General features: G+C 72.9%; 21 protein-coding genes. 13 read left to right on the forward strand and 8 right to left on the reverse strand.

The genetic code is table 11. The features are described from left to right. Positions 1-78 precede the first annotated feature (78 nt). The 3 genes from IEZ03_RS31795 (at position 79) to IEZ03_RS31805 (ending at position 2,975) form a co-directional block, all read left to right on the forward strand. Positions 79-1,377 carry a sensor histidine kinase gene (locus IEZ03_RS31795; RefSeq protein ID WP_229808702.1) on the forward strand — a complete coding sequence of 433 codons (1,299 nt, stop codon included), beginning with the start codon at positions 79-81 and terminating at the stop codon, positions 1,375-1,377. Then, positions 1,341-1,985, forward strand: coding sequence for a LuxR C-terminal-related transcriptional regulator (locus tag IEZ03_RS31800; protein WP_184889839.1), 645 nt, complete (start codon positions 1,341-1,343; stop codon positions 1,983-1,985). Before IEZ03_RS31795 ends, IEZ03_RS31800 begins: the two co-directional genes overlap by 37 nt. 96 nt (positions 1,986-2,081) lie before the next feature. Beyond that, positions 2,082-2,975 (forward strand): coiled-coil domain-containing protein, encoded by an 894-nt coding sequence (locus IEZ03_RS31805; protein WP_184889842.1) that lies wholly within the window; start codon positions 2,082-2,084, stop codon positions 2,973-2,975. 49 nt (positions 2,976-3,024) lie between these two features. Here the strand turns inward: IEZ03_RS31805 and IEZ03_RS31810 are convergent, their stop codons facing one another. Continuing rightward, positions 3,025-3,801, reverse strand: a complete 777-nt coding sequence (locus IEZ03_RS31810) for an enoyl-CoA hydratase/isomerase family protein (protein ID WP_184889844.1) — start codon at positions 3,799-3,801, stop codon at positions 3,025-3,027. 514 nt (positions 3,802-4,315) lie between these two features. On the opposite strand from IEZ03_RS31810, the gene rho reads away from it, so the two are divergent. Beyond that, positions 4,316-5,554 (forward strand): transcription termination factor Rho, encoded by a 1,239-nt coding sequence (gene rho, locus IEZ03_RS31815; protein ID WP_184889845.1) that lies wholly within the window; start codon positions 4,316-4,318, stop codon positions 5,552-5,554. A gap of 3 nt (positions 5,555-5,557) precedes the next feature. On the opposite strand, the gene IEZ03_RS31820 is transcribed toward rho, so the two are convergent. Next, positions 5,558-7,399 (reverse strand): serine/threonine-protein kinase, encoded by a 1,842-nt coding sequence (locus tag IEZ03_RS31820; RefSeq protein ID WP_308428012.1) that lies wholly within the window; start codon positions 7,397-7,399, stop codon positions 5,558-5,560. Continuing rightward, positions 7,372-8,967 (reverse strand): acyl-CoA synthetase, encoded by a 1,596-nt coding sequence (locus tag IEZ03_RS31825; RefSeq protein ID WP_184889849.1) that lies wholly within the window; start codon positions 8,965-8,967, stop codon positions 7,372-7,374. Before IEZ03_RS31825 ends, IEZ03_RS31820 begins: the two co-directional genes overlap by 28 nt. 204 nt (positions 8,968-9,171) lie before the next feature. Here IEZ03_RS31825 and sigE point away from each other — a divergent pair, with 204 nt between their 5' ends. From sigE to IEZ03_RS31840, 3 genes are all read left to right on the forward strand, one after another. Further along, on the forward strand, positions 9,172-9,702 hold the full coding sequence (gene sigE, locus IEZ03_RS31830) for an RNA polymerase sigma factor SigE (RefSeq protein ID WP_132049922.1): 531 nt from the start codon (positions 9,172-9,174) through the stop codon (positions 9,700-9,702). Between the two features lie 86 nt (positions 9,703-9,788). Then, positions 9,789-10,592: an alpha/beta fold hydrolase gene (locus tag IEZ03_RS31835; RefSeq protein WP_184889852.1), complete on the forward strand. Its 804-nt coding sequence runs from the start codon at positions 9,789-9,791 to the stop codon at positions 10,590-10,592. Positions 10,593-10,702: 110 nt separating this feature from the next. Continuing rightward, positions 10,703-11,251 carry a YceI family protein gene (locus IEZ03_RS31840; RefSeq protein ID WP_132049898.1) on the forward strand — a complete coding sequence of 183 codons (549 nt, stop codon included), beginning with the start codon at positions 10,703-10,705 and terminating at the stop codon, positions 11,249-11,251. Positions 11,252-11,289: 38 nt separating this feature from the next. On the opposite strand, the gene IEZ03_RS31845 is transcribed toward IEZ03_RS31840, so the two are convergent. Then, the gene (locus IEZ03_RS31845) at positions 11,290-12,681 is read right to left on the reverse strand and encodes a sensor histidine kinase (RefSeq protein WP_184889854.1); all 1,392 of its coding nucleotides are present in this window, start codon (positions 12,679-12,681) and stop codon (positions 11,290-11,292) included. A gap of 157 nt (positions 12,682-12,838) precedes the next feature. Here IEZ03_RS31845 and IEZ03_RS31850 point away from each other — a divergent pair, with 157 nt between their 5' ends. From IEZ03_RS31850 to IEZ03_RS31865, 4 genes are all read left to right on the forward strand, one after another. Next, positions 12,839-14,311: a glutamate-cysteine ligase family protein gene (locus IEZ03_RS31850; protein WP_184889856.1), complete on the forward strand. Its 1,473-nt coding sequence runs from the start codon at positions 12,839-12,841 to the stop codon at positions 14,309-14,311. A 76-nt stretch (positions 14,312-14,387) separates the two neighbouring features. Continuing rightward, positions 14,388-15,077, forward strand: a complete 690-nt coding sequence (locus tag IEZ03_RS31855) for a response regulator transcription factor (protein ID WP_132049892.1) — start codon at positions 14,388-14,390, stop codon at positions 15,075-15,077. Further along, positions 15,074-16,135: a HAMP domain-containing sensor histidine kinase gene (locus IEZ03_RS31860; RefSeq protein ID WP_229808703.1), complete on the forward strand. Its 1,062-nt coding sequence runs from the start codon at positions 15,074-15,076 to the stop codon at positions 16,133-16,135. Before IEZ03_RS31855 ends, IEZ03_RS31860 begins: the two co-directional genes overlap by 4 nt. Then, positions 16,132-17,790 (forward strand): DUF4153 domain-containing protein, encoded by a 1,659-nt coding sequence (locus IEZ03_RS31865; protein ID WP_184889858.1) that lies wholly within the window; start codon positions 16,132-16,134, stop codon positions 17,788-17,790. The genes IEZ03_RS31860 and IEZ03_RS31865 overlap by 4 nt, the downstream gene beginning before the upstream one ends. On the opposite strand, the gene IEZ03_RS31870 is transcribed toward IEZ03_RS31865, so the two are convergent. Together IEZ03_RS31870 and IEZ03_RS31875 are read right to left on the reverse strand one after the other, a co-directional pair. After that, positions 17,768-18,367, reverse strand: a complete 600-nt coding sequence (locus IEZ03_RS31870; protein ID WP_184889859.1) for an NUDIX domain-containing protein — start codon at positions 18,365-18,367, stop codon at positions 17,768-17,770. The two genes, IEZ03_RS31865 and IEZ03_RS31870, sit on opposite strands and share 23 nt — an antisense overlap. Before the next feature lie 2 nt (positions 18,368-18,369). After that, entirely contained in the window at positions 18,370-19,119 is a 750-nt protein-coding gene (locus tag IEZ03_RS31875; protein WP_184889861.1) for a GntR family transcriptional regulator, read from the reverse strand. Between the two features lie 152 nt (positions 19,120-19,271). Here IEZ03_RS31875 and IEZ03_RS31880 point away from each other — a divergent pair, with 152 nt between their 5' ends. After that, positions 19,272-19,517, forward strand: a complete 246-nt coding sequence (locus IEZ03_RS31880; RefSeq protein ID WP_184889863.1) for a hypothetical protein — start codon at positions 19,272-19,274, stop codon at positions 19,515-19,517. An 18-nt stretch (positions 19,518-19,535) separates the two neighbouring features. On the opposite strand, the gene IEZ03_RS31885 is transcribed toward IEZ03_RS31880, so the two are convergent. Further along, a complete protein-coding gene (locus IEZ03_RS31885) occupies positions 19,536-20,813 on the reverse strand; it encodes a PucR family transcriptional regulator (RefSeq protein WP_184889865.1) in 1,278 nt (425 codons plus the stop codon). A gap of 279 nt (positions 20,814-21,092) precedes the next feature. Between IEZ03_RS31885 and IEZ03_RS31890 the strand changes: the two genes are divergently transcribed. Further along, complete coding sequence (locus IEZ03_RS31890; protein ID WP_184889866.1) at positions 21,093-21,446, forward strand: PRC-barrel domain-containing protein; 354 nt, start codon at positions 21,093-21,095, stop codon at positions 21,444-21,446. Positions 21,447-21,560: 114 nt separating this feature from the next. Here IEZ03_RS31890 and ccrA read toward each other — a convergent pair whose 3' ends face one another. Next, on the reverse strand, positions 21,561-22,895 hold the full coding sequence (gene ccrA, locus IEZ03_RS31895) for a crotonyl-CoA carboxylase/reductase (protein ID WP_184889868.1): 1,335 nt from the start codon (positions 22,893-22,895) through the stop codon (positions 21,561-21,563). Positions 22,896-22,908: the final 13 nt, after the last annotated feature.

A 22,908-nucleotide genomic window follows, 5' to 3' on the forward strand; every position in this document is an offset into this window, starting at 1 on the left:
GTGCTCGTGGGTTCTCGCCAGAAGACTGGGACTCCAGACGGCACGAGACCCGCGGAGGACCCGGTGGACGCTGAACTGTTGAGAGAGACACGGCTGCAACGGCACGTCAGGACGCCGTGGCGCGGTGCCAAGCTCGGGCTGCTCGGCATCCCCGCGATGTTCGTCGGCCTCTGGCTCCTCACGGTCTTCTCCATGATCACGAGCCTGATCGGGGTGCTGCTCTTCCCGTCCGCGGTGACGCTGCTGCGCAACCAGGCCGACGTGTACCGCGACCTGATCGGCCGCTGGACCGGCGTCCGGATCGAGCGGCCCTACCTCCCCGAACCCGAGTACGAGCCCGGCGCCCACGGCGTGCTCAAGCGGTTCCTCGTGCGGTTCACCGACCCCGCGACCTGGCGCGACTGCCTGTGGATGCTGGCCGACCCGATCGTCGTGCTGTTCACGGCCGCGCTGCCCGCCCTGCTCATCGTGTACGGACTGTGGGGGTTCGCCCTGGCGGCGTTCGCCGGCGGGGTGATCGCCGGTTACGGCGGCGGGGAGTGGTACGGGTGGGTCCACGTCCAGCCCGGCTACGAGAGCGACGGCGGGCTGTTGGCGACCACGGTCGTCCTCGGGGCCGTCTTCACCGCGACCGGGTTCGCCATCGGGCCGAAGATGATGACCGTGTACGCGCGCTGGGGCGGGCTGCTGCTCGGCCCGACCAGGAGGTCGGAGCTGGCACTGCGCGTCCGGCACCTCACCGAGACCCGCTCGGAGGCCGTGGACGCGTCCGCCGCCGAGCTGCGCCGCATCGAGCGCGACCTGCACGACGGCGCGCAGGCCCGGCTCGTCGCGATGGGCATGAGCCTCGGCGCGATCGAGCACCTGCTCGACAAGGACCCGGAGAAGGCGCGGATCCTGCTCGCCGAGACCCGCGCGTCGTCGGCGAAGGCGCTGCACGAGCTGCGCGACCTCGTCCGCGGCATCCACCCGCCGGTGCTCGCCGACCGCGGCATCGGCGACGCCGTCAAGGCCCTCGCGCTCGACCACCCGCTGCGCGTCGAGGTGACCGCCGACCTGCCCGCGCGGCCGGACGCGCCGGTCGAGTCCGCCGCCTACTTCGCGGTCTCGGAGATCCTCACCAACGCCGCCAAGCACTCCGGCGCGGCCCGCGTCTGGATCGACCTGCGGTACGAGCACGGGATGCTGCGGATCACCGTCACCGACGACGGCCGCGGCGGCGCGACGCTGGACGGCGGCACGGGGCTGCGCGGGATCGAGCGCCGGGTCGGTACATTCGACGGGGTGCTCGCACTGAGCTCGCCGCCGGGCGGCCCGACGATCGTGACCCTGGAGCTGCCTTGCGCGTTGTCCTCGCCGAAGACCTCGCCCTCCTGAGGGAGGGCCTGGTCAGCCTCCTCGAATCGCACGACTTCGAGATCGCGGCCGCCGTCGACAACGGCCCCTCGCTCCTGAAGGCACTGCTCGACCACCGCCCGGACGTGGCGGTGGTCGACGTGCGCCTGCCGCCGTCCTTCACCGACGAGGGGCTGCAGGCGGCGCTGGAGGCGCGCCGGCAGGTCCCCGGCCTGCCGGTCCTGGTGCTGTCGCAGTACGTGGAGCAGCTCTACGCGCGGGAGCTGCTCGCCGACGGCACCGGCGCCATCGGCTACCTGCTGAAGGACCGCGTGTTCGACGCGGCGCAGTTCGTGGACGCGGTCCGCCGGGTCGCGGCGGGCGGCACCGCCATGGACCCCGAGGTGATCTCCCGGCTGGTCGCCAGCGGCACCCGCGGCACCCCGCTGAGCCGGCTCACCCCGCGCGAGACGGAGGTGCTGGAGCTGATGGCGCAGGGACGCTCCAACGCCGCGATCGCGGAACGGCTCGTCGTCACCGAACGGGCCGTGACCAAGCACACCGCGAACATCTTCACCAAGCTCGACCTGCCGGTCACCGGGGACGACAACCGCCGCGTGCTGGCCGTTCTCGCCTACCTCAACCGCTGACCGGGCGCCCGGACCACCCCCCTTCCCGACATATCGGTCTATCCGGGCAGCGCCGGGTGGATTATGTTTGCTCGGCGATGGCGCCGGGAGGGCACGATGACGGTGGTTCTGGTCCTGCTCTGCTTGGCGATCGCCGGGCGGGAGCTGTATCTGGCGTTCGAGCGCAAGCGCTCGCCGGGCGCGCCCGAGATCGCCGACATCCGCACCCAGCTCCGCGCACTGAAGGGCACGCGCGACGAGCTGGAGGGCTTCCGCGCGGCCCAGCGGGAGCGGCTGGACGCGCTCGCCCGCGAGCAGGACAGCGACCGCGAGGCGCTGGGCGAGGCCGACGCCCGGATCCGGTCGCTGATCGCGCAGATCAACGACCGGATGGTGCCGGACGTGAACGACCGGCTGAACCGCCAGCGGGAGGCCGCCGACCTGCAGCGCGAGACCGTGGAGCGGCTGGCCGCCGAGGTCGCCGGGATCCGCGCGCACCTGGTGGGGCGGCTCGACCAGGCCGTCGCCGCGTCCCTCGGCGCCGGCCCCGCCGACGTCGTCGCCGGTTCCCTCACCGCCCGGCCGCCCGCCGGGCGGCACGGCCTCACCGGCCCCTACGAGGGGTTCGCCGAGCGGCACGGGCTGCGCGTGGAGCTGACCGACGGGGACCGCTACTACCTGTCGGGCCGCAGCCCGCGCGCCCTCGAACACGACTTCCTCGACCTGGTGCGGGGGCTGTGCGCGAACCGCGCCGACTCGTTCGAGAACGTCCGCCCCCTGCTGGACGCCCTCCGCGACACCGGCCGCGGCACGGCCCGGCTCGGGCCGCTCCTGGTCGTCCGGACACCGGAGTCGGTGGTGTGCGGGGTACTGCCGCTCGCCGAACTGCTCCGTCCCGAGAGCGCCCGCATCCTGGACGACCCGGAGAGCGGGACGCGCCGCCTGCGGCGCCTCCCCCATGGCCGCGTCTGCGACCTGACCGCCTCCTCCGGCCGGGCGCCGTCCGGGTGAGCCCCGTCCGGGTGACCCGCGCCGGGTGACCCCGGCCGGTGAGAACGCCTCAGGGGCGGGGGGTGCCGGTCCAGGGGAAGTCCGGGGCGCGGCGTTCGAGGAACGCGGCGATGCCCTCCACGTGCTCACCGCAGGCCGCCATCTCGTCCAGCCACCGCCGGGTCTCCTCCTCGACCGGGCCCCCGGCGGTGATGGCGTCCACGATGCCCTTGGTCGCCTGCTGGGTGAGCAGCGACCGGGACGCGAGCGTCTCGGCGAACTCGGCGACCCGCTTGCGGAGGCCGTCCCCCGGGACGACCTCGTCCAGCAGCCCGATGCGCAGCGCGTGCCCGGCGCCGACGAGGTCCGCCGAGTACAGCAGGTACTTCGCGGCGGACGGGCCGACCAGCCGGACGAGGCGGGTCGTCGCCCCCGCCGGGTAGACGAGGCCGAGCTTCGCCGGGGTGATCCCGAACCGGGCGTCCGCCGCCGCGAACCGCAGGTCGCAGGCCGCCGCGAGCTGGCAGCCGCCGCCGACGCAGTACCCCTCGATCGCCGCGAGGGTCGGCTTCGGGAACGCGGCGAGGGCCCGCTCGGCGACCGACGACAGGTGCGAGTCGTCGTCGCGGTGGATGTCGGACAGCTCGGAGATGTCGGCGCCCGCGCTGAAGTTCCCGCCCGCGCCGGTCAGCACCACGACCCGCACGGCCCGGTTCGCGGCGAGATCGTCCAGCAGGCCGGGCAGCGACCGCCACATGTCCGCCGACATGGCGTTGCGCTTCTCCGGCCGGTCGATCACGACCGTGCCGACACCCTCGGCGACCTCGGCGTGCAGCCCGGCGACCATCGTCCCCCCTATGCTTCGACGCGGCTCATCGTACGAAGCCGCGCCCGCCGGACGGGTCGCGGGGTCCGGGCAGGCGGTCCGAACCCGGCGGCCGCACCGGGAGTCATACGGTCGACGCCACGAGCCGGCAATGATCGCCGGGACGGGTCCGCGCCGGGGGCGGCGCGCCCGCCCGCCACAGGGGGACCCTCCACATGAAGTTTCCACCGACCTCCGGGAATGCCAAAACGCCCCGGAGTGCTGTACTGTCGAGACAGCGCCTTCGAGTTGCCGCGGTTCGCGGAGAGGGCGTTTCTTCCCCGCCCGGGTCATCTGAGAGCCCGGTGACTTTCCCGGTTCGGTGCGCACGGGACGGCGTCCTGGACCGCCGCACGAGGGAGTCGACGTCAGCCCGGTGAACGGAGCTGCATTTCTCACATCTCACTCGCGTACACGACGCGGATTCCGCCGCCGTACGCGGAATTCGACCCCGGGCCGCGCGGAGCGTTCCGCACCGGCCTGAGAAGGGACCCACATGTCCGCTTCCACCCTCACCACCGAACGACCCCCCGCCGAGCGCCGCGGTGAACGCAAGCCGCAGGCGCACGGCGTGGCCGCGCAGGGCGCCCGCAAAGGCGGGCGCCAGGGACGGCGTCCCGCCGACGACGCGCCCGCCGTGCCCTTCCACGGCATCCTCGCCGTCCAGGACAAGCACGCGTTCGTCCGCACCTCCGGCTACCACACCGGCCCGGACGACGTGCACGTCTCGCTAGCGCAGGTCAAGGCCAACAACCTGCGCCCCGGCGACGCCGTCGCCGGAACCGCGCGGCCGCCGAAGACCAGCCGCGACAAGTTCGCCTCCCTCGCCCACGTCGAGACCGTGAACGGGGTGCCGCCCGCCGAGGCGGCGCATCGTCCCGAGTTCGGCAAGCTGACCCCCCTGTTCCCCGACGAGCGGCTGCGCCTCGACACCGGCCCGCTCGCCACCCGCGTCATCGACCTGATCGCGCCGATCGGCAAGGGCCAGCGCGGGCTCATCGTGTCGCCCCCCAAGGTCGGCAAGACGATGGTCATGCAGGCCGTCGCCAACGCCATCGCGGAGAACAACCCCGAGGTGCACCTCATGGTCGTGCTCGTCGACGAGCGCCCCGAAGAGGTCACCGACATGGAGCGGTCGATCCGCGGCGAGGTCGTCCACTCGACGTTCGACCGCCCGGCGCAGGAGCACACCGCCCTCGCCGAGCTGGCCGTCGAGCGCGCCAAGCGCCTCGTCGAGCAGGGCCACGACGTGGTCATGCTGCTCGACTCGATCACCCGGCTCGGCCGCGCCTACAACCTGGCGGCCCCGTCCAGCAGCCGCATCCTGGCGGGCGGCGTCGCGACGACCGCGATCTACCCGCCCAAGAAGTTCTTCGGCGCCGCCCGCAACATCGAGAACGGCGGTTCGCTGACGATCCTCGCCACCGCGCTGGTGGAGACCGGCTCCCGCATGGACGACGTGTTCTTCGAGGAGTACAAGGGCACCGGCAATATGGAGCTGAAGCTCGACCGCGGCCTCGCCGACCGCCGCGTCTTCCCCGCCGTCGACATCGAGGCGTCCGGCACCCGCCGCGACGAGCTGCTCATGTCCCCCGAGGAGCTCGCGCTCTCCTGGCGCCTGCGCCGCGCCCTCCAGGGCCTCGACAAGCAGCAGGCCGTCGAGCAGCTCCTGGAGAAGATGAAGGGCACCTCGTCCAACGCCGAGTTCCTCCTGAGGCTCCAGCAGACGACCTGACGCTCAGCCGCCGCTCTCCGGGCGGAACGACTCCAGGATCCGGCCGTAGAGGCGCTGGCCCGGTGTCCACCGCCGGTCGGGGGCGTGGAAGCAGAACTCGTATCCCGCGGCACGGCTGCACAGCACGTGCCTGATGCCGTCCGTGAACGCCGGTCCGCGTTCGCCCTTCCAGGTGAACTCCCACTCCGCGGCGCCGGCGATGACCTCGGGCACGCGTTCGAGCCGCAGCCGGTGGTATCCCGGATAGCGGTGCTCCGCCGCGGCCGCGCGCTCCGCGGCGCGCAGGCCGGCGAGGGAGTCCCCGGGCGCCGGGGCGATCCGCAGCCCGTGGCCGGCCTCGACGTCCCGCCAGTGCATGACGGCGCCGCTCCGCTCGGCGTGCCAGCCCACCGGCACGCGCACCGAGTAGGCGCCCGCCTCCCGGTACCGCGCCATCTTGGCGGTCAGCCCCGCCGCCGGGCGCAGCGCGACCGAGTCGCTCTTGCCGACCGACGTCCAGCGCGCCGCCCACGTGCCGGTGCCCGCCGCGAGGACCGCCAGCACGGCGACGCCCGCGACCGCGCCCGGCCGCACCCGCCGCCCCGCCGGGCCGCGCTTGTCCGGGCCGCGCTTCAATGGGTCGCGCTTCTCCGCCGCCGCCTCCGGGCGGCGCGCCGGCCACCGGCCGCGGAACCGCCGCGAACCGCACGGGGGGTTGGCCTGGGAGTCCCCTGGCTGCCTCCCGCCGCGCAGCGCCCACGGGACGCGCGGACCCCGGAGGACACGTGACCGCGGGCCGCCCCGCTGACCGGCGCGGGGCAGCGTGAGCCGCGCCGGCATGCCGCGCGCCCTGGCCGAGGCGGCGACCGGCTTCGCCACCGTCGCGCCCGGGTTCGGGACCGTCCCGAGCACCTCCCACAGCATTTCCGCCGTGGCGTCGGCCGTCAGGCGCTCCTCGGGACGCTGCCGCAGCAGCCCCTCGATCACGGCGGTCAGCGGCCCCGCCCGCTCCGGAGGCGCGTAGTCGCCCAGCACGACCGCCATCATCGACGCCAGCGCGTGGCACCGCAGGAACGGCGAGAAGCCCTCGACGGCCATGTAGAGCGTCGCGCCGAGCGACCACAGGTCGGACGCCTCCAGGCCCGGCATGCCGTTCACGCGCTCCGGGGAGAGGTAGGCGGGGGAGCCCTCGATCCCCGCGGGCAGCGTGTCGGCGGACTCGCGGCCGTTCGCCATGTGCACGGCCAGGCCGAAGTCGGTGAGCAGGATCCGCCCGTCGTCGCAGACCAGGACGTTGCTGGGCTTGACGTCGCGGTGCAGTATCCCGGCGGCGTGCGAGGCGCGGAGCACCGACAGGACCGCCGCGCCGATCTCCGCCGTCCGGCGCACGCCGAGCGGGCCGTCCTCGGCGATGAGCCGGTTCAGCGAGCACGCCTCGACGAGCTCCATGACGATCCAGGGGCGGCCGTCCTCGATGATGAAGTCGTGGACGGCGACCACCCCGGGATGCCGCAGCGCGGCGGTCGCGCGCGCCTCCGCGAGCAGGCGGCGGCACATCACCCGGCGCTCGCCCTTGGTGATGCGCTCGGGCAGCCGCACCTCCTTGACGGCGACGTCCCGGTCGAGCATTTCGTCGTACGCCCGCCAGACGGTGCCCATACCGCCGCTGCCCACCACAGAGAGCAGGCGATACCGTCCCGCGAGCGGTATCAGCCGATCTCCTTTCATGCAGAAGTTACTCGCCGGTCCGCGCTCAAGGGACGCCCCTTCGCCATCAATCATTTCTTGACCGGTGGCCGCCGGGGAAAAAGGGCGGGCGCGTGGTATAAGACTTCCGTTTAGGAGGCCAGGACGCTCCTGGCCCATTTGTAGTCGGATTTACCGACGGCGGTGCGCTGGACCTCGTCCACCACCGTGATCTGGCGCGGCAGCTTGTATCCGGCGAGCCGGCCGCGGCAGTGTCCGGTCAGCTCCTCCAGCGTGACCTCCGCCCCCGGGCGGGGCGCCACGACGGCGGCGACGCGCTCCCCGAACCGCTCGTCCGGCAGGCCCACCACGACCGCGTCGTACACGTCCGGATGGTCCTTCAGCGCGACCTCGACCTCCTCCGGGTACACCTTCTCCCCGCCCGTGTTGATCACCAGGGAGCCGCGGCCGAGCAGCACGATCGTCCCGTCCTCCTCCAGGGACGCGAAGTCGCCGGGGATCGACCAGCGGGTGCCGTCCGGGCCGGTGAAGAACGTCGACGCCGTCTTCTCCGGGTCGTTGTAGTAGCCGAGCGGGATGTGGCCGCTGCGGGCGAGCCTGCCGACCTCGCCGGGCGCGACGGGGCTGAGGCCGTCGTCCAGGACGGTGATCCCCGGCTTCATCGCGAACCGGGCCGTGCCCTCCTTGCCGCCGACGGACGGACCGCACGCGCCGGTCTCCGAGGCGCCGTAGTTGTCGAGGAACATGATGTTCGGCAGGTGGTCGAGCAGCTGCCTTTTCGCGCCCTCGGTCAGCGGGGCGCCACCGGACGCGATCGCCATCAGCGAGGAGGTGTCGTACTCGCCGCCGGCCAGCGCCTTCGCGACCGGCCGCGCCATTACGTCCCCGACGAGCATCAGCACATTCGCCTGCTCTTCGGCGAGCAGCCGCAGCGCCTTGCCGGCGTCGAATGCGCGGTCCGTGTAAAGGACGACTTTGGCGCCGCTGAACAACCCCATGAACGCGACCCATTGCCCCGCGCCGTGCATGACGGGCGCGCAGTCGAGCACGGCCATCGGCGGCTGCTCGGCGTTCGCGGCGATCTCCTCCGGGCTGCCGATCGGGTCGCCGAGGACGTTTCCACCGCCTAGGGCGCCGAAGAAGATGTCCTCGCAGCGCCATTCGACGCCCTTCGGGTAACCGGTCGTGCCGCCCGTGTACATGATGTAGCGGTCGTCGTTGGAGCGGGCCGGGAAGTCGTCGCCCGGGTCGGCGCCGGCCAGCGCCTCCTCGTACTCGACCGCGCCCGGAATGTCGTCGGCCGCCCCGTCCTCGATCACCACCCCGTCCTTGATCACGACGACGTGCCGCAGCTTCGGCAGCTCGCCGCGGATCTCCTGCGCCTTCGCCAGCAGCGAACGCTCGCCGATCAGCGCGACCGAGTCGGAGTCGGCCAGGACGTGCCGCAGCTCGGCGGCGACGTACCGGTAGTTCACCGGGATCGGCACGGCACGGATCTTGTACGCCCCGAGCATCGCCTCGATCCACTCGGCGCGGTTGTGGGCGAGGATCGCCACGTGCTCGCCCGGCCGCACGCCCGCCGCCGCGAGATGGTGCCCCATCCTGCTCGCGCGCTCGTTGAGCTGCGCGTAACTGCGCCGCTCGGCGCCCGCCACCAGCGCGGGACGCTCCGGCCCGGCCGCGGCCAGGATCTCCAGCAGGTCGGCCGGGTTGTAGCTTCGCACCATGCACGTCCTCACAGGTCGGGGTGGGTTTCGGGGGCGGGGCCGCTTATTGTAAATTACGTCCAATGACGCGGGTCGCACCGGCGTCCGCGTCCGCCCGCCTGATCCGGCCATGCCGGCGGTCCTTACACGGCTCTTATCTGGGTACCGGCATGCTTGGCCGTAACGATTAAGTATCAGACGGGGGTAGTGGTGAGCGCAGGCGCGATGGCGTGGACCCCGCCGACGTGGGAGGAGATCGTCACCGAGCACTCGACCAGGGTGTTCCGGCTGGCGTACCGCCTGACCGGCAACCGGCACGATGCCGAGGACCTGACCCAGGACGTCTTCATCCGGGTCTTCCGCTCGCTGTCCTCCTACAGTCCCGGCACGTTCGAGGGCTGGCTGCACCGGATCACGACGAACCTGTTCCTCGACCGCGCCCGGCGCAAGCAGCGCATCCGCTTCGACGCCCTCGGTGACGACGCCGCCGAGCGGCTGCAGGGCCGCGAGCCGACACCGCAGCAGGCCTACGACGACCGGCACCTCGACTCCGACATCCAGCGGGCGCTTGACGGCCTCGCCCCCGAGTACCGCGCGGCCGTCGTGCTGTGCGACATCGAGGGACTCTCCTACGAGGAGATCGCCGCGACCCTGAACGTCAAGCTCGGCACCGTGCGCTCCCGCATCCACCGGGGCCGCGCCCAGCTCCGCACCGCGCTGGAGCACCGCCGCCCCGCCGAGGTCACGCAGAGCTGACCCGAACCGCGGGCCCGGTCTCCGGCGGCGGCAGCGTGATGAGCGTCACTAGTGACCGGTAAGTAACATCCGGTTAGCCTCGGCCCGTGGACATCGTCTTCGAGCGCCGCGGCGACGGGCCGCCCCTCGTCCTCCTGCACGGCATCGGCCACCGCCGCCAGGGCTGGTCCCCCGTGCTGGACCTCCTCGCCGCCGAACGCGACGTCATCGCGGTCGACCTGCCCGGCTTCGGCGACTCCCCGCCGCTCCCGCCCGGCACCCCGTACACCCTGGACGCCGTCCTGGACGTCCTCATGGGGACGCTCGCCGACCTCGGCGTGGAGAAGCCGCACGTCGCGGGCAACTCCCTGGGCGGCCTGTTCGCCCTCGAAGCCGCGGACCGCGGCCTGGTCAGCTCCGCCACGGCGCTGTCCCCGGCCGGCTTCTTCAACGCCCTCGAACTCCGCTACGCGGCGGCCGTGCTGCGCGCGTCCCGGCTCGGCGCCCGCGTCCCCGAGACGTTCCTCACCCGCCTGGCGAGTTCCCCGCGCCGCCGCAACGCGATGTTCGGCATGGTCTACGGCCGCCCCGACCTCATCGACATGGAGACCCTGGCCGGCGACGCCCGCGCGATGCGCGAGGCCCGCGGCTTCGACGCCACGCTCCGCGCCGGGCGCAGCACCCGCTTCCTCGGCTCCTGCGCCGACGTCCCCGTCACGATCGCCTGGGGCACGAAGGACCGCCTGCTCCTGCGCAGCCAGGCGATCCGCGCCCAGCGCCGCCTCCCCAACGCCCGCTTCGTCTGGCTGGAGGGGTGCGGCCACGTCCCGATGGCGGACGACCCGCCGCAGGTCGCCGGGGTGCTCCTCGCGGGCAGCGCCCACCCCCTGAGGTCCCGGGCCGCCGCCTGACGCGCCGCCTGGCGCGCCGGGGAACATCCGCGGATTGACAAGTGTTTGAATCCTCAACTACTCTTCGACTAGTCGTTGAAGATTCAAGCACATCTACCGCAGGAGACATCATGAGCATCGCCGCCGTCGCCCCCGAGCTGACCGCCGGAACCTGGAACATCGACCCCGGGCACTCCGAGGTCACCTTCGTCATCCGCCACCTGATGACCAAGGTGCGGGGGACGTTCACCGAGTTCACCGGCTCCGTGCAGATCGCCGAGGAGCTGAGCGAGTCGACGGCCACGGCGGAGATCAAGATGGCCTCGCTCGACACCCGCAACCCCGACCGTGACGCCCACGTGCGGACGGCCGACGTCCTCGACGTCGAGAAGTACCCGACCATGACCTTCAACACCACCGGCGTGCGCGCCGAGGACGGCGAGTACTACCTGGACGGCGACCTGACCATCAAGGACGTCACCCGGCCCGTGAGCCTCCGGCTCGAGTACAACGGCATCGGCGAGGACCCCTGGGGCGGGACGCGCGCCGGGTTCTCCGCCGAGACCACGATCAACCGCAAGGACTGGGGCATCGAGTTCAACATCCCGCTGAAGGGCGAGAAGGCCCTGCTCAGCGACAAGGTGGACATCCAGCTTGAGGTCCAGGCGGTCCGCGCCTGACCCGCTCGACCGACCCGTTCGCCTGAGGGCCGCCCGCGTCACCGCGGGCGGCCCTCTCGCATGCCGGGGCTCCCGTCCGGCCGGTCCACGGCGAGGGGCAGCCGCATGGCGAAGCGGGCCCCGGGACCGTGGTCCTCGATGCGCAGCGTCCCGCCGTGCGCGTGGGCGATCTCGCGGGCGATCGCCAGGCCGAGCCCGGTGCCGCCCGCGCCGCGGCTGCGCGCGGTGTCCAGGCGGGTGAAGCGCTCGAAGACGCGCTCCCGGTCGGCGGGCGCGATGCCGGGGCCGTCGTCGGTGACGGTGAGCAGCGCCGCGCCGCCCTCCCGCGACACCGCGACCACGACGGCCGAGTCGGCGTGGCCTTCGGCGTTGTCCAGGAGGTTGCCGAGCAGCCGGACGAGCTGCATGCGGACGCCGCGCACCGGCACGTCCCGTCCGAGGGCCAGGGTGACCCGGCGGGTGAACGGGTGGCGGGCGGTCTCCGCCTCCGCCAGCGCGGCCAGGTCGAGCCGCTCCTGCACGCTGGTCCCGCCGGTGCCGAGGCGGGCGAGCAGCAGGAGGTCGGTGACGATCGACTCCAGCCGGTCGGTGTCGCGCAGCGCCGACTCGACGACGGCCCGCAGGTCGTTGTCCTCCGGGTGCATCGACGCGTCCTCCAGGTTGGCGCGCAGGCCCGCGATCGGCGTGCGCAGCTCGTGGGACGCGTCGGACGCGAACTGCCGCTGCCGGCCCACCGCGCGCTCCAGCCGGTCCAGCGTCGCGTTCGCGGTGCGGGCGAGCTGGGCGATCTCGTCCTCGCCCCCCGGCTGCGGCACGCGCCGGCTCAGGTCGGTGGCGCTGATCTCGGCGAGCTGCGCGCGGATCGCCTCGACCGGGCCGAGGGTGCGGCCGACGACCCGCCAGGTGATCCACGCGACCACGCCGACCAGCATCAGGACGGCCAGCGCGAGCAGCGCCTCCATCAGCCCGTTCACCAGCGGGGCCGGGAGCGGCGACGCCGCGTACACGACGACGGAGTCGGGCGCGGTCGTGGCGCGGATCGCCTCGATGACGAAGCACTCGCGGTTCGGCCGGTCGCCGTGGCACTCGGTGTAGTCGCGCACGCGCAGGTTGCTCGACGGCCAGAGTCTGCTCACCGGCGGCTCGCCCCGCGCGGACGGTGTCGCATTCGTCACATGGCCGCCCGGTTCGACCACCTGGATTCGGACGCGGCCGTTCGTGTCGTCCGGAATCGGGTTGGCGAGCGTCCCGTCCCGCACACCGCCGCTGGCGCGCCGCCCCTCGACCTGCGCCTGCTGGAGGATCTCCGCCTTGACCGCGCTGCGCACGGCGAAATCGACGCCCACCGCGGTGATCCCGAAGACGATCGCGGCGATCACGGCTGCGACGAGGGTGTCCCTGGCCCGGATGGACCGTGGGCGCAGGCGCATGGCCCCTCCCGGCTGGGGGTAACCGGTTCGCGGTCGAACACCAACGCTACCGGTCGGTCACCCCGCGGGGAGCCCCGATTCCGGTGCCGGGTTTTCACCTCCCCTCACCGGGACATCCCGTTTTATGACGGTTCTTCCGGAGCACAGGGACGGACACATGGGCAGGGACGTGGCTTCGGTCACCATCAGCGGCGAGGACCGGCGGCGGTACCGCGACAAAGTGCGCAGGTGCCTCGACGTGCTGGCCCGCATGCTGGGCGAATCCCAGTTCGACTTCGAGCGCCCCCACATCGGCCTGGAGATCGAACTGAACCTGATCGACGCGATCGGCGATCCACTGATGCGCAACGCGGACGTGCTCAAGGCGATCGCCGATCCGGCCTGGGCCACCGAGCTCGGCCAGTTCAACCTGGAGATCAACATCCCGCCGCGGGAGCTCGGCGGCGAGAGCACCGGTGAACTGGAGGCGGAGGTACGCGACCACCTCCAGCACGCCGACGAGCGGGCCGAGGAGGTCGGCGGCCGGCTCGCCATGATCGGCATCCTGCCCACCCTGCGGCGCACCGACATCGGCGAGGAGACCCTGTCCGCCAACAGCCGCTACAAGATGCTCAACGACCAGATCTTCGCCGCCCGCGGCGAGGAGATGCACATCGCCATCGACGGCCACGAACCCCTGCACATGCACGCCGACACGATCATCCCCGAGGCCGCGTGCACCAGCGTCCAGTTCCACCTCCAGGTGAGCCCCGACCAGTTCGGCGCCTACTGGAACGCCGCCCAGGCCGTCGCCGGCCCGCAGGTCGCCATGGGCGCCAACTCCCCGTTCCTCTTCGGGCACCGCCTCTACCAGGAGACCCGCATCAGCCTGTTCGAGCAGGCCACCGACACCCGCCCGGACGAGCTCAAGGCCCAGGGCGTCCGCCCCCGCGTCTGGTTCGGCGAACGCTGGATCACCTCCGTGTTCGACTTGTTCGAGGAGAACACCCGCTACTTCCCCGCCCTGCTCCCCCTCTGCGAGGACGAGGACCCCCGCACCGTCCTCGACGAAGGCGGAATCCCCGAACTGGGCGAACTCACCCTCCACAACGGGACGATCTACCGCTGGAACCGCCCCATCTACGCCGTCGTGAAAGGCCGCCCCCACCTCCGCGTGGAGAACCGCGTCCTCCCCGCCGGCCCGTCCGTCGCCGACGTCGTCGCCAACGGCGCCTTCTACTACGGCATCGTCCGCATGCTCGCCGAAGAGGAACGCCCCGTCTGGACCCGCATGTCCTTCGCCACCGCCGAGGAGAACCTGCACCGCGCCGCCCGCGACGGCCTCGACTCCACCCTCTACTGGCCCGGCCTCGGCGAGGTCCCCGCCCCCGAACTCATCCTCCGCAAGCTGCTCCCCCTCGCCCACGAGGGCCTCCAGCGCTGGGGCGTCGACCCGTCCCGCCGCGACCGCCTCCTCGGCATCATCGAACGCCGCTGCGTCACCGGCCGGACCGGCGCCGCCTGGCAGATAGCCACCGTCGACGCCATCGAGGAGCACGGCACCTCTCGCAAGGACGCCCTGCGCATGATGACCCGCTCCTACGTAGAGCACATGAGATCCAACGCCCCCGTCCACACGTGGTCGTACTAGCCGGGTCGATCGATCTTCACGGGTTCTGCACAAATCGTGCTCGTTGGCTCCATAACGGGCTTCTAGAGTCTGGGGCGTGAGCGAGAACGAGACGCGGATCCTCGTGGTCGAGGACGAACCCACGATCGCGCGGGCCGTGGCCGACCGGCTGGCGGCGGAGGGGTTCGGGGTCGAGACCGCCGGGGACGGGCCGTCCGCGGTCGACCGCGCCCGTTCGTACGAGCCGCACCTCATCGTGCTGGACGTGATGCTGCCCGGGTTCGACGGGCTGGAGGTCTGCCGGCGGGTGCAGGCGGAACGGCCCGTGCCGGTGCTGATGCTGACCGCGCGCGACGACGAGACGGACCTCATCGTCGGGCTCGGCGTGGGCGCCGACGACTACGTGACCAAGCCGTTCAGCATGCGCGAGCTCGTCGCCCGGATACGCGCGGTGCTGCGCCGGGTCGACCGGCCGCGCGTGGACGACGCGGCGGACGGGCCCGTGCGGATGGGCGGGCTGGAGGTCGACCAGCGGGCCCGGCGGGTGCGCAGGGACGGCCGCGAGGTGCATCTCACCCCCACCGAGTTCGACCTGCTCGCCTGCCTCCTGCGCAACCGGGGGGCGGTGCTGACCCGCGCCGTCCTGCTCGAACAGGTGTGGGACTGGGCGGACGCGTCCGGCACGCGGGTCGTGGACAGCCACGTCAAGGCGCTGCGGCGGAAGCTCGGGCAGGGGCTGATCCGGACCGTCCACGGTGTCGGGTACAGCCTGGAGGGGACGCCGTGACGGCCGCCGGGCGCGGGGTCGTCCACCGGATGTGGGCGCGGCTGCCCCGCCCGCTGGATCCGCTGCGGTCGATCAAGGTGAAGTTCGGCGTCGTCGTGGTCGTCACCGCGTGCGTCGCCGTCCTGATCGTCCTGTGGGGCTACCCGATGGGGTTCCGGGCGCGGGAGACGATGCCGCTCGGCCTGATCATTTCGGTCGTCGTCATACAGCTCGTCGCGCACGGCATGACCGCGCCGCTGCGGGAGATGACGGCGGCGGCGCGGGAGATGGCGCGCGGCGACTACAGCCGCCGGGTGCGGGCCACGTCGCGGGACGAGGTCGGCGAGCTGGCGCAGGCGTTCAACCGGATGGCCGCCGACCTCGCGGAGGTCGACCGGCAGCGCCGCGAGTTCGTCGCGAACGTGTCCCACGAGCTGCGCACCCCGATCAGCGCGCTGCGGGCCGTCCTGGAGAACGTCGCGGACGGCGTCACGCCCGCGACGCCCGACGTCCTCGAAACCGCGCTGGACCAGACCGAGCGGCTCGGACGCCTCGTGACGCAACTGCTGGACCTGTCCCGGGTAGAGGCGGGCGCGGCGACACTGGACGCCGCCGACCTCGACGTGGCCGCGTTCGTCGCCGACGTCACGGCGGAGGCCGCCGCGAGCCACCCGGACGCCGTGTTCGAGTCCGAGGTCGCGCCCGGCCTGCACGCCGTCGCCGACCGCGACCGGCTCCACCAGATCGTCGCGAACCTGCTCGACAACGCGGCCCGGCACGGCCCGGACGGGCGGCCCGTCACCGTCACGGCGCGGCCCGGGATCGCCCCGGGCGGGCTCGTCATCGAGGTGGCCGACGAGGGGCCCGGCATCCCGGCGGAGGAGCGCGCCCGCGTCTTCGAGCGCTTCTCCCGCGGCTCCGTGTCCGGCCCCCGCGCGGCGGGCGGCGGCACGGGCCTCGGCCTGGCCATCGCGAGCTGGGCCACCGACCTGCACGGCGGCGACATCACCGTCCTGGACACCCCGAGCGGCTGCCGCATCCGCGTCGTCCTCCCACCGAACATCGGAGAATCCGCATGACGAACCCTCCGCAGGACCCGTCCGCACCGCGCGGGAAGGCTCCCGCCGGGCGGGCGTGGAGTGCGCCGGGGCCGGCGCCCCACCCCGTCCCGCGGGGGTACCCGCCGCCGCCCCCGGTCGTCTACACGCCCACCAAGCTGGACAAGGCCATCGCGGCCTGGAAGCGGCCGGCGCTGCCGATGGCGCCCGCGCTGGCCGCCGGCACGGCGATCGCCGGGCTGATCGGCGCCGTCGCGGTGGGGCCGTCGCTGCGCGACGGGCGGTTCGGCGTCGGGGTCGTCATCACGGCCGCGGCCGTCGCGTACGTGGCCGGGGCCTCGGCCTGGTCCGCGGGGCGGCTCGTCCGGCGCTCCCCCCGCAAGGGCGGCTCCCGGTTCAACCGGACCGGGGCCGTGTTCGTGCTGCTCGCCCTGTGCCTGTCGGCGACCGCGGCCGTCCGCGCCGCGGAGTGGATCGTCGTCCCGGCGTTACTGCTCGCCGTCGCCGCCGGCTCGTACGCGGTCTGCGGCGGGCGGTCCTGGGCCGAGGTCCTCGGCGGCGGGCTCGCGGTGGGACCGGCGGCCGGCTACACGCTGCCGTGGTCGGCGCGCGGCCTCTACCGCGCGGGGTCGCCGCGCCGGGGCAACGCCTGGCCGGTCATCCGGACGGGGTTGATCGTCGCCGCGCTGGTGGCGGTGTTCGGCGGCCTGTTCGCCGGGGCGGACGCGGCGTTCGGCAACCTCGCCGCCGGGCTCGTCCCCGACATCTCGCCGGCCTCCGTCTTCCGGTACGTGTTCGCGGGGGCCGCGACGCTGCTGCTGGCCTGCGCCGCCGCGTACCTCGGGCAGGCGCCGCCTCCGCTGCGGCTGCTGACCCCCGAGCCCGGCAAGCCCGCGGGACGCTGGTCCTGGGCCGTGCCGATCGCCGCGCTGAACTTGCTGTTCCTCGTGTTCAGCGCGATCCAGGCCCGGGTGTTCCTCGCCGACGACAAGGACGCGCTGCTCCGCTCGACCGGCCTCACCTACGCCGAGTACGCGCGGCAGGGCTTCTTCCAGCTCGTCGTCGTGACGGTCCTCGTCCTCGCGGTCGTCGCCGTCGCCATGCGGTACGCGCCGGCGGCGGGGCGCGCCGACCGCGTCGCCGTCCGCGCCCTGCTCGGGCTGCTGTGCGCGCTGACCCTCGTCGTCGTCGCGGTCGCGCTGCGGCGCCTCTACCTGTACGAGGAGACGTTCGGCTGGACGCGGCTGCGGCTGTGGGTGCACGCGTTCGAGCTGTGGCTCGGCGGCGTGGTGGTGCTCGTCGCCGTCGCGGGCGTCGTGCGGGGACGGGTCGCCTGGCTGCCGCGGGCCGTCGCGGCCACCGGCGCCGCCGCGATGATCTCCCTCGTGGCCGTCGACCCGGACGGGTTCATCGCCGACCGCAACGTCGACCGCTACGCGGAGACGGGCAAGGTCGACGTGTCGTACCTGCGGAACCTGTCGGCCGACGCCGTCCCGGCGCTGGACCGGCTGCCCGAGCCGCAGCGGTCCTGCGCGCTGCGCGCCATCGCCGCGGACCTGGCGGAGGACGAGCCGGCCATGGCCGCCAACTACGGGCGGAGCAGGGCACGCGAGATCCTGGAGCGCCGGCCCGTCGACGACAACGCGACGTGCGTCAACTCGTCCTATCCCCAGTGACCTGGTCGTCCATCTGAGCGTCGTCCATCAAGAGCAGGGCGTAGGCGGCGAGGGTCGAGTCATCGGTGATCCGGCCCTCCCGCACCAGCGCCCTGAACTCGGCCACTGACACCCACTTCTGCCGCATGTCCTGCTCCTCGGGCTCCCGGTCGGCCTCCCCGGCCGCCAGGTCGGACGCGACGAAGATGTTGAAGCCCTGCCCGCTCGTCCCGTGCGAGCAGTTCAGGTAGCCGAGGTGCCGGAGCGTCCCGGCGCGCAGGCCGGTCTCCTGCGCGAGTTCGAGGCGCGCCAGCTCCTCCGGGTCGGCGTCCTGCCGCCCGGGGAGGGAGCCCTGCGGGAAGCTCCAGGTGCGCTTCCCGATCGGGTACCGGTACTCCTCGACCAGGTGGAAGCCGTCCCCCTCGACGGGGATGACCAGGACGAAGTCGGGTTTGTCCACGACCCCGTAGATGCCGCGCGAGCCGTCCAGCCGCTCGACCGCGTCCTCCCGGACGACCATCCACGGGTTCTCGTAGACGACCCGCGTGCCGACCCGGCGGACCGCGGGCTCCTCCCGTGCCTCTTCACCGTCATGCATGCTCAGGCTCCCGACCCGTAGCGGTAGACGAGTTCGTGCCGGTCGCCGACCACCACCCGGTGGGTGACCTCGACGACGCGGCCCTGCTGGTCGTAGGCGCGGCGCCACAGCGTGAGGACGGGCTGGTCGGGGCCGATCTCCAGCGTCCGCTGCTCCTCCGCGCACGGCAGCCGGCAGGTCACCGACTCCTCGAACGTGATCCGGTGGCCGATCTCCTCCAGCCGCGAGTAGATGCCGCCCGGGCCGGTGTCGACCTCGCGCAGCACCGGGATCCGCTCCACGATCTCCGGGACCACCCAGGTCGTCGCCGTCTGCACGGGCGGCTCCCCCTCGACCCCCTGGACGCGCGCCCGCTCCAGCACCCGCGTGCCGGGCGGCACGTCCAGGCGGGCGGCGAGCCGCTCGCCGGCCTCGACCTCGGCGACGGTCGTCCGGGTGAACGGCGTCCGGCCGTCCCGCTGCGCGGAGACGTGGAAGCCGCGCCACGCCCCGACCTGCCGCGTGATGTCGGCCGCCGCGCGCCGCACCCGCTCCGACGTCCGCACCTGCGTGCCGGCGCCGGGCCGCAGCCGGACCAGCCCCTGCTCGGCCAGGATCCGCAGCGCCCGCCGGACGGTCGAGCGGTCGGCCGCGTACTCGCTGGCCAGCTCCCGCTCGGGCGGCAGCCACGTGCCGGGCGCGAGCTCGCCCTCGACGATCCGGGCGGCCAGCGCGTTGCTGATCGCCTGTGCCTTCGTGGGGGGACGGGGCATACCTGATCCTGCTCCCGGTGGTCGCGTTGACCTCACACCGTACCGATGCCACGGCGCGCGGCATGCTCTTGGGGATGCGCCGAACGCGTTGTGACCGGCGCTTGGTCGGCCTATGGTGGACCTACCATAAGCCCACCGAGGGAGCCCGCGCGATGTCGGTGATCAAGTGCATGCCCGGCTGGCACGGCGAACGCTCGGACGGCGGCCTGCGGGCCACCCGGATGACCCCCCTGTCGGACTACCAGCTGCTCAACGGCTGCCTGGACGAGATCGTCGCGTCCGACGAGGGCGAGCTGTGGCTGCTCTGCGACGCCCAGACCCGGCTGGCCGAGCGCGTCGCCACCGCCGAGCGGCTCCGCGGCCGGACCGGGCCCGGCCGTGCGGCCGGGCCCGGCTGACGCGCGTCCGGGGACGGGTCAGGTGCGGCGGAGGGTGACGATCTCGCCGGAGTCGCCGACGGCCTCGCGGGGCGGCTGGATCATGCGCTCGCCCGCGTTGTCGGCCAGCAGCGCGCGGGCGCGCAGCACGATCTCCAGGTCGAACCGCAGATCCGGGTCGAGGAGCTGGTCGCCGAACAGCTCCTCCAGCTGGCGCAGCCGGTAGCGGACCGTCTGCGGGTGGACGTGCAGCCGCATCGCGACCTCGTTGGCGTTGCGGCCCGACTGCAGCCACGCGAGCAGCGTCTCGGCGAGCCGGTCCTGCTGGCTGGGCCGCAGGTGGGCCAGCGGCGCCAGGCGCAGGTCCGCCAGCGAGGTGATGAGCCCCTCGTCCTGGAAGAGGATCAGCGTGGACATGTGCTCGACGCTGCGGATCACGCCGCTGTCGGCCTCGATCACGCCGCGCTGGACGAGGCAGAGCGTCTTGCGGGCCCACTGGATCGACCGCGCCGCCTCCATCAGCGGGACGGTCGGGCCGACGACGGCGAGCGTCCCGGCCAGGGCGCGGTCGATGAGCTTGGCGCGGCCGGGCCCGTCCGGGTCGGGGATGATCAGGCTCGGGGTCCGGCGGGTGAGGTCGGCGAGGACGTCGGGCGGGAACGCGGGCTGCCGGGCGTCCTGGTGGTGCCGGCCCAGGGCCACCGCGGCGACCGTCCGGGGGATGGGCCAGTGCGCGGCGGCGGCGAGGTCGGCGATGGCCTCCTGCGCGGCGGGCGGGTCGGCGAACAGCAGGTCGAGGAGGCGCTTGCGGCGGCGCTGCATCTCGCCGGCGACCGCGGCCTTGGCCTGGGAGAACCCCTCGGCCGCCGCGTGCGCCAGCTCGTTCTGGAACTCCATCATGACCTCGCCGACCGCACCGAGCGTGCGCGGCGAGACGTCCAGCGCGTCGGCGCCCTCGGTGAGCCGCCGCCACGCGATCATGCCGCCGACGCGCATCGCGCTCTGCATGGCGTCGAGGCTGCGCCCCTCCCCGGCCTCGCCCCGGCCGATGGCGCGGAAGAAGTCCACCACCGGGGCGGGGTCGTGGCCCGGATCGGCGACCCGGTCGACGAAGTAGTGGAGCACCCGCTCGACGGCGAGCCGCAGTGTCCCCGAATAGGAGCCGTCTCCCGGCCGGTCGTACTCCCTGACGCGCGTCTGGATCTCCTGGATCATGTCGTCCGCCACCTCGTCGAGGTGCGGCCGCATGTGCTCGGCCAGTTCCCTCGGCAGATCAGGCCACGGGCGCCCAGTCGTGGTGGAACCGTCGTCCGCCACAGAACCTCCCAGCACTCGTCCCCCTGCGTTGCGCGCCATTCACACGGGGTAATTACTTACTTATGAGTCTAGTGTGAGGCAAATCATGACCCGTGGCGTGCCCGGGAGCAAAGTCTAGGTCGAGATTCGACCGACTTCGGCCGGGTTCATGGCGAATTCCGCCGCGGGCCGCCCGACCGACCGCAGACGCTCCGCCGGATGGCGCGGGACGAGACATAACTTGCGTGGGACGGGTAGGTCCCCGACGGACCGGCGAGGGATCGAGCGGCTGGAAGAGACATGTTCGAGATCGAGGACATCCGGGAGTGGCGCGGCCGCGACGTCGTGGACGTGGCCGGGAGCAGGATCGGGCACCTGGAGGCGATCTACGTCGACACGGCGACCGACCGGCCGTCCTTCGCCACCATCAAGACCGGCATGCCGACCAGGCAGCGCCTCGTGTTCGCCCCGCTGGAGGGGGCGACGGTCGGGCCGGAGCACCTTCGGATCGCGCACCCGAAGAAGGAGATCAAGAACGCCCCGGCCATCGGGACCGACGGGGAGCTCCTCGCCGGCGACGAGCAGGCGGTCTTCGCGTACTACGACCTCCCCTACGACGCGGCCCCGGAAGAGCGCCGCCTCGCCCGCCGCTGACCGGCCCGCCAAGGCCCACCGCTTTCGTTGACTTGCGGCGTGTCGTTGTTATCCGGCTTGCCATAACAACAACACGCCGCAAGTCGACGGCTTGGCGTTCCCGGGGCGGGACGGTCAGCGGCGGTAGAGGTTCAGCGTGTCCTCGCCGATGCGCTCGCGGAGGGCCGGGTCGTCCACGCCCTGCCCCTCGCCCGCGGCGCCGCAGAGGACGGCGACCTTGCCGACGTGCTGGTTGGTCTGCACCGCGCGGGTCGCCTCGCCCGCCTCGTCCAGCGGGAAGACCTTCGACAGCGTCGGGTGGATCATTCCGAGGCCCACGAGCCGGTTGACCTCGACGGCCTCGTGGTAGTTGAACCCGTGCGAGCCGATGATGCTCTTCAGCCGCATCCAGAGGAAGCGGTTGTCGTACTCGTGCTTGTAGCCCGTGGACGAGCCGCACGTGATGACCTTGCCGCCGCGCTTGGCGACGTACACCGACGCGCCGAACGTCTCGCGGCCGAGGTACTCGAAGACGATGCCCGGGTCCTCGCCGACGAGGCGGCGGATCGCCTCGCCCAGCATCCGGCCGGCCTTCGGGTGCCGGAGGCCCTGCTCGCCGAGGTTCAGGTCGTTGCGGTTGATGACGTGCTCGCAGCCCTGCGCGCGGACGAGCTCGGCCTTCTCCTCGGACGACACGACCCCGACCGGGATGCCGCCGCCGTTCTTCACGAGCTGCGTCGCGAACGAGCCGAGGCCGCCGGTCGCGCCCCAGACCAGGACGACGTCGCCCTGCTTCATGCGGGCGCCGTGGTTGCCGACCAGCATCCGGTAGGCGGTGCCGGCGCAGAGGGTGACGGACCCCGCCTCCTCCCAGGTGAGGTGGGCGGGCTTGGGGATGAGCTGGTTCGCCTTGACGATGCAGTACTCGCCGAGGGACCCGAAGTTCGTCTCGAAGCCCCACGCGAGCTGCGTCTCGCTCATCATGCCGTCGTCGTAGGAGCCGTGGTCCTCCTCGTCGACGTACGACGGGGACAGCACGACCTTGTCGCCGACCTTCCAGCTCTTCACGCCGCTGCCGGTCCGCACGATGACGCCCGAGCCGTCCGACCCGAGGATGTGGTACGGCAGGTCGTGCCGGGCGCCGTACCAGCCCTGCCGGCCGAACTTCTCCAGGAACGCGAACGTGGGGACGGGCTCGAAGATCGCCGACCACACGGTGTTGAAGTTGATCGCGGCCGACATCACGGCGACGACGACCTCGTCGGGGGCGAGCTCGGGCATCTCGACCTCGCCGACGTGCATCGAGCGGCGCACGTCCTTGTCGGTCTGGCCGTCGAAGATGCCGACCTCTTCCTTGCGGGTGAACGCCGCGCGGAAGCGGGTCGGCAGGTCGATCTCCTGCAGCTCGGGGCCGCTCGCGCCGGATCGGACGGCGTCGAGCAGGGCGTGGGACGAGCCGGGCTGGGCCATGGGGGTGTCCTCC

This window comes from Actinomadura livida, from assembly GCF_014648675.1.
In the GTDB taxonomy this organism is placed as follows: domain Bacteria; phylum Actinomycetota; class Actinomycetes; order Streptosporangiales; family Streptosporangiaceae; genus Spirillospora; species Spirillospora livida.

Bases quoted from the DNA above. Each gene is read 5' to 3' on its own strand.
- IEZ03_RS31805 (WP_184889842.1), top strand. From the start codon at position 2,082: ATGACGGTGGTTCTGGTCCTGCTCTGCTTGGCGATCGCCGGGCGGGAG.
- IEZ03_RS31810 (WP_184889844.1), bottom strand. From the start codon at position 3,801: ATGGTCGCCGGGCTGCACGCCGAGGTCGCCGAGGGTGTCGGCACGGTC.
- rho (WP_184889845.1), top strand. From the start codon at position 4,316: ATGTCCGCTTCCACCCTCACCACCGAACGACCCCCCGCCGAGCGCCGC.
- IEZ03_RS31820 (WP_308428012.1), bottom strand. From the start codon at position 7,399: ATGGGCCAGGAGCGTCCTGGCCTCCTAAACGGAAGTCTTATACCACGC.
- IEZ03_RS31825 (WP_184889849.1), bottom strand. From the start codon at position 8,967: ATGGTGCGAAGCTACAACCCGGCCGACCTGCTGGAGATCCTGGCCGCG.
- sigE (WP_132049922.1), top strand. From the start codon at position 9,172: ATGGCGTGGACCCCGCCGACGTGGGAGGAGATCGTCACCGAGCACTCG.
- IEZ03_RS31840 (WP_132049898.1), top strand. From the start codon at position 10,703: ATGAGCATCGCCGCCGTCGCCCCCGAGCTGACCGCCGGAACCTGGAAC.
- IEZ03_RS31845 (WP_184889854.1), bottom strand. From the start codon at position 12,681: ATGCGCCTGCGCCCACGGTCCATCCGGGCCAGGGACACCCTCGTCGCA.
- IEZ03_RS31850 (WP_184889856.1), top strand. From the start codon at position 12,839: ATGGGCAGGGACGTGGCTTCGGTCACCATCAGCGGCGAGGACCGGCGG.
- IEZ03_RS31865 (WP_184889858.1), top strand. From the start codon at position 16,132: ATGACGAACCCTCCGCAGGACCCGTCCGCACCGCGCGGGAAGGCTCCC.
- IEZ03_RS31870 (WP_184889859.1), bottom strand. From the start codon at position 18,367: ATGCATGACGGTGAAGAGGCACGGGAGGAGCCCGCGGTCCGCCGGGTC.
- IEZ03_RS31875 (WP_184889861.1), bottom strand. From the start codon at position 19,119: ATGCCCCGTCCCCCCACGAAGGCACAGGCGATCAGCAACGCGCTGGCC.
- IEZ03_RS31880 (WP_184889863.1), top strand. From the start codon at position 19,272: ATGTCGGTGATCAAGTGCATGCCCGGCTGGCACGGCGAACGCTCGGAC.
- IEZ03_RS31890 (WP_184889866.1), top strand. From the start codon at position 21,093: ATGTTCGAGATCGAGGACATCCGGGAGTGGCGCGGCCGCGACGTCGTG.
- ccrA (WP_184889868.1), bottom strand. From the start codon at position 22,895: ATGGCCCAGCCCGGCTCGTCCCACGCCCTGCTCGACGCCGTCCGATCC.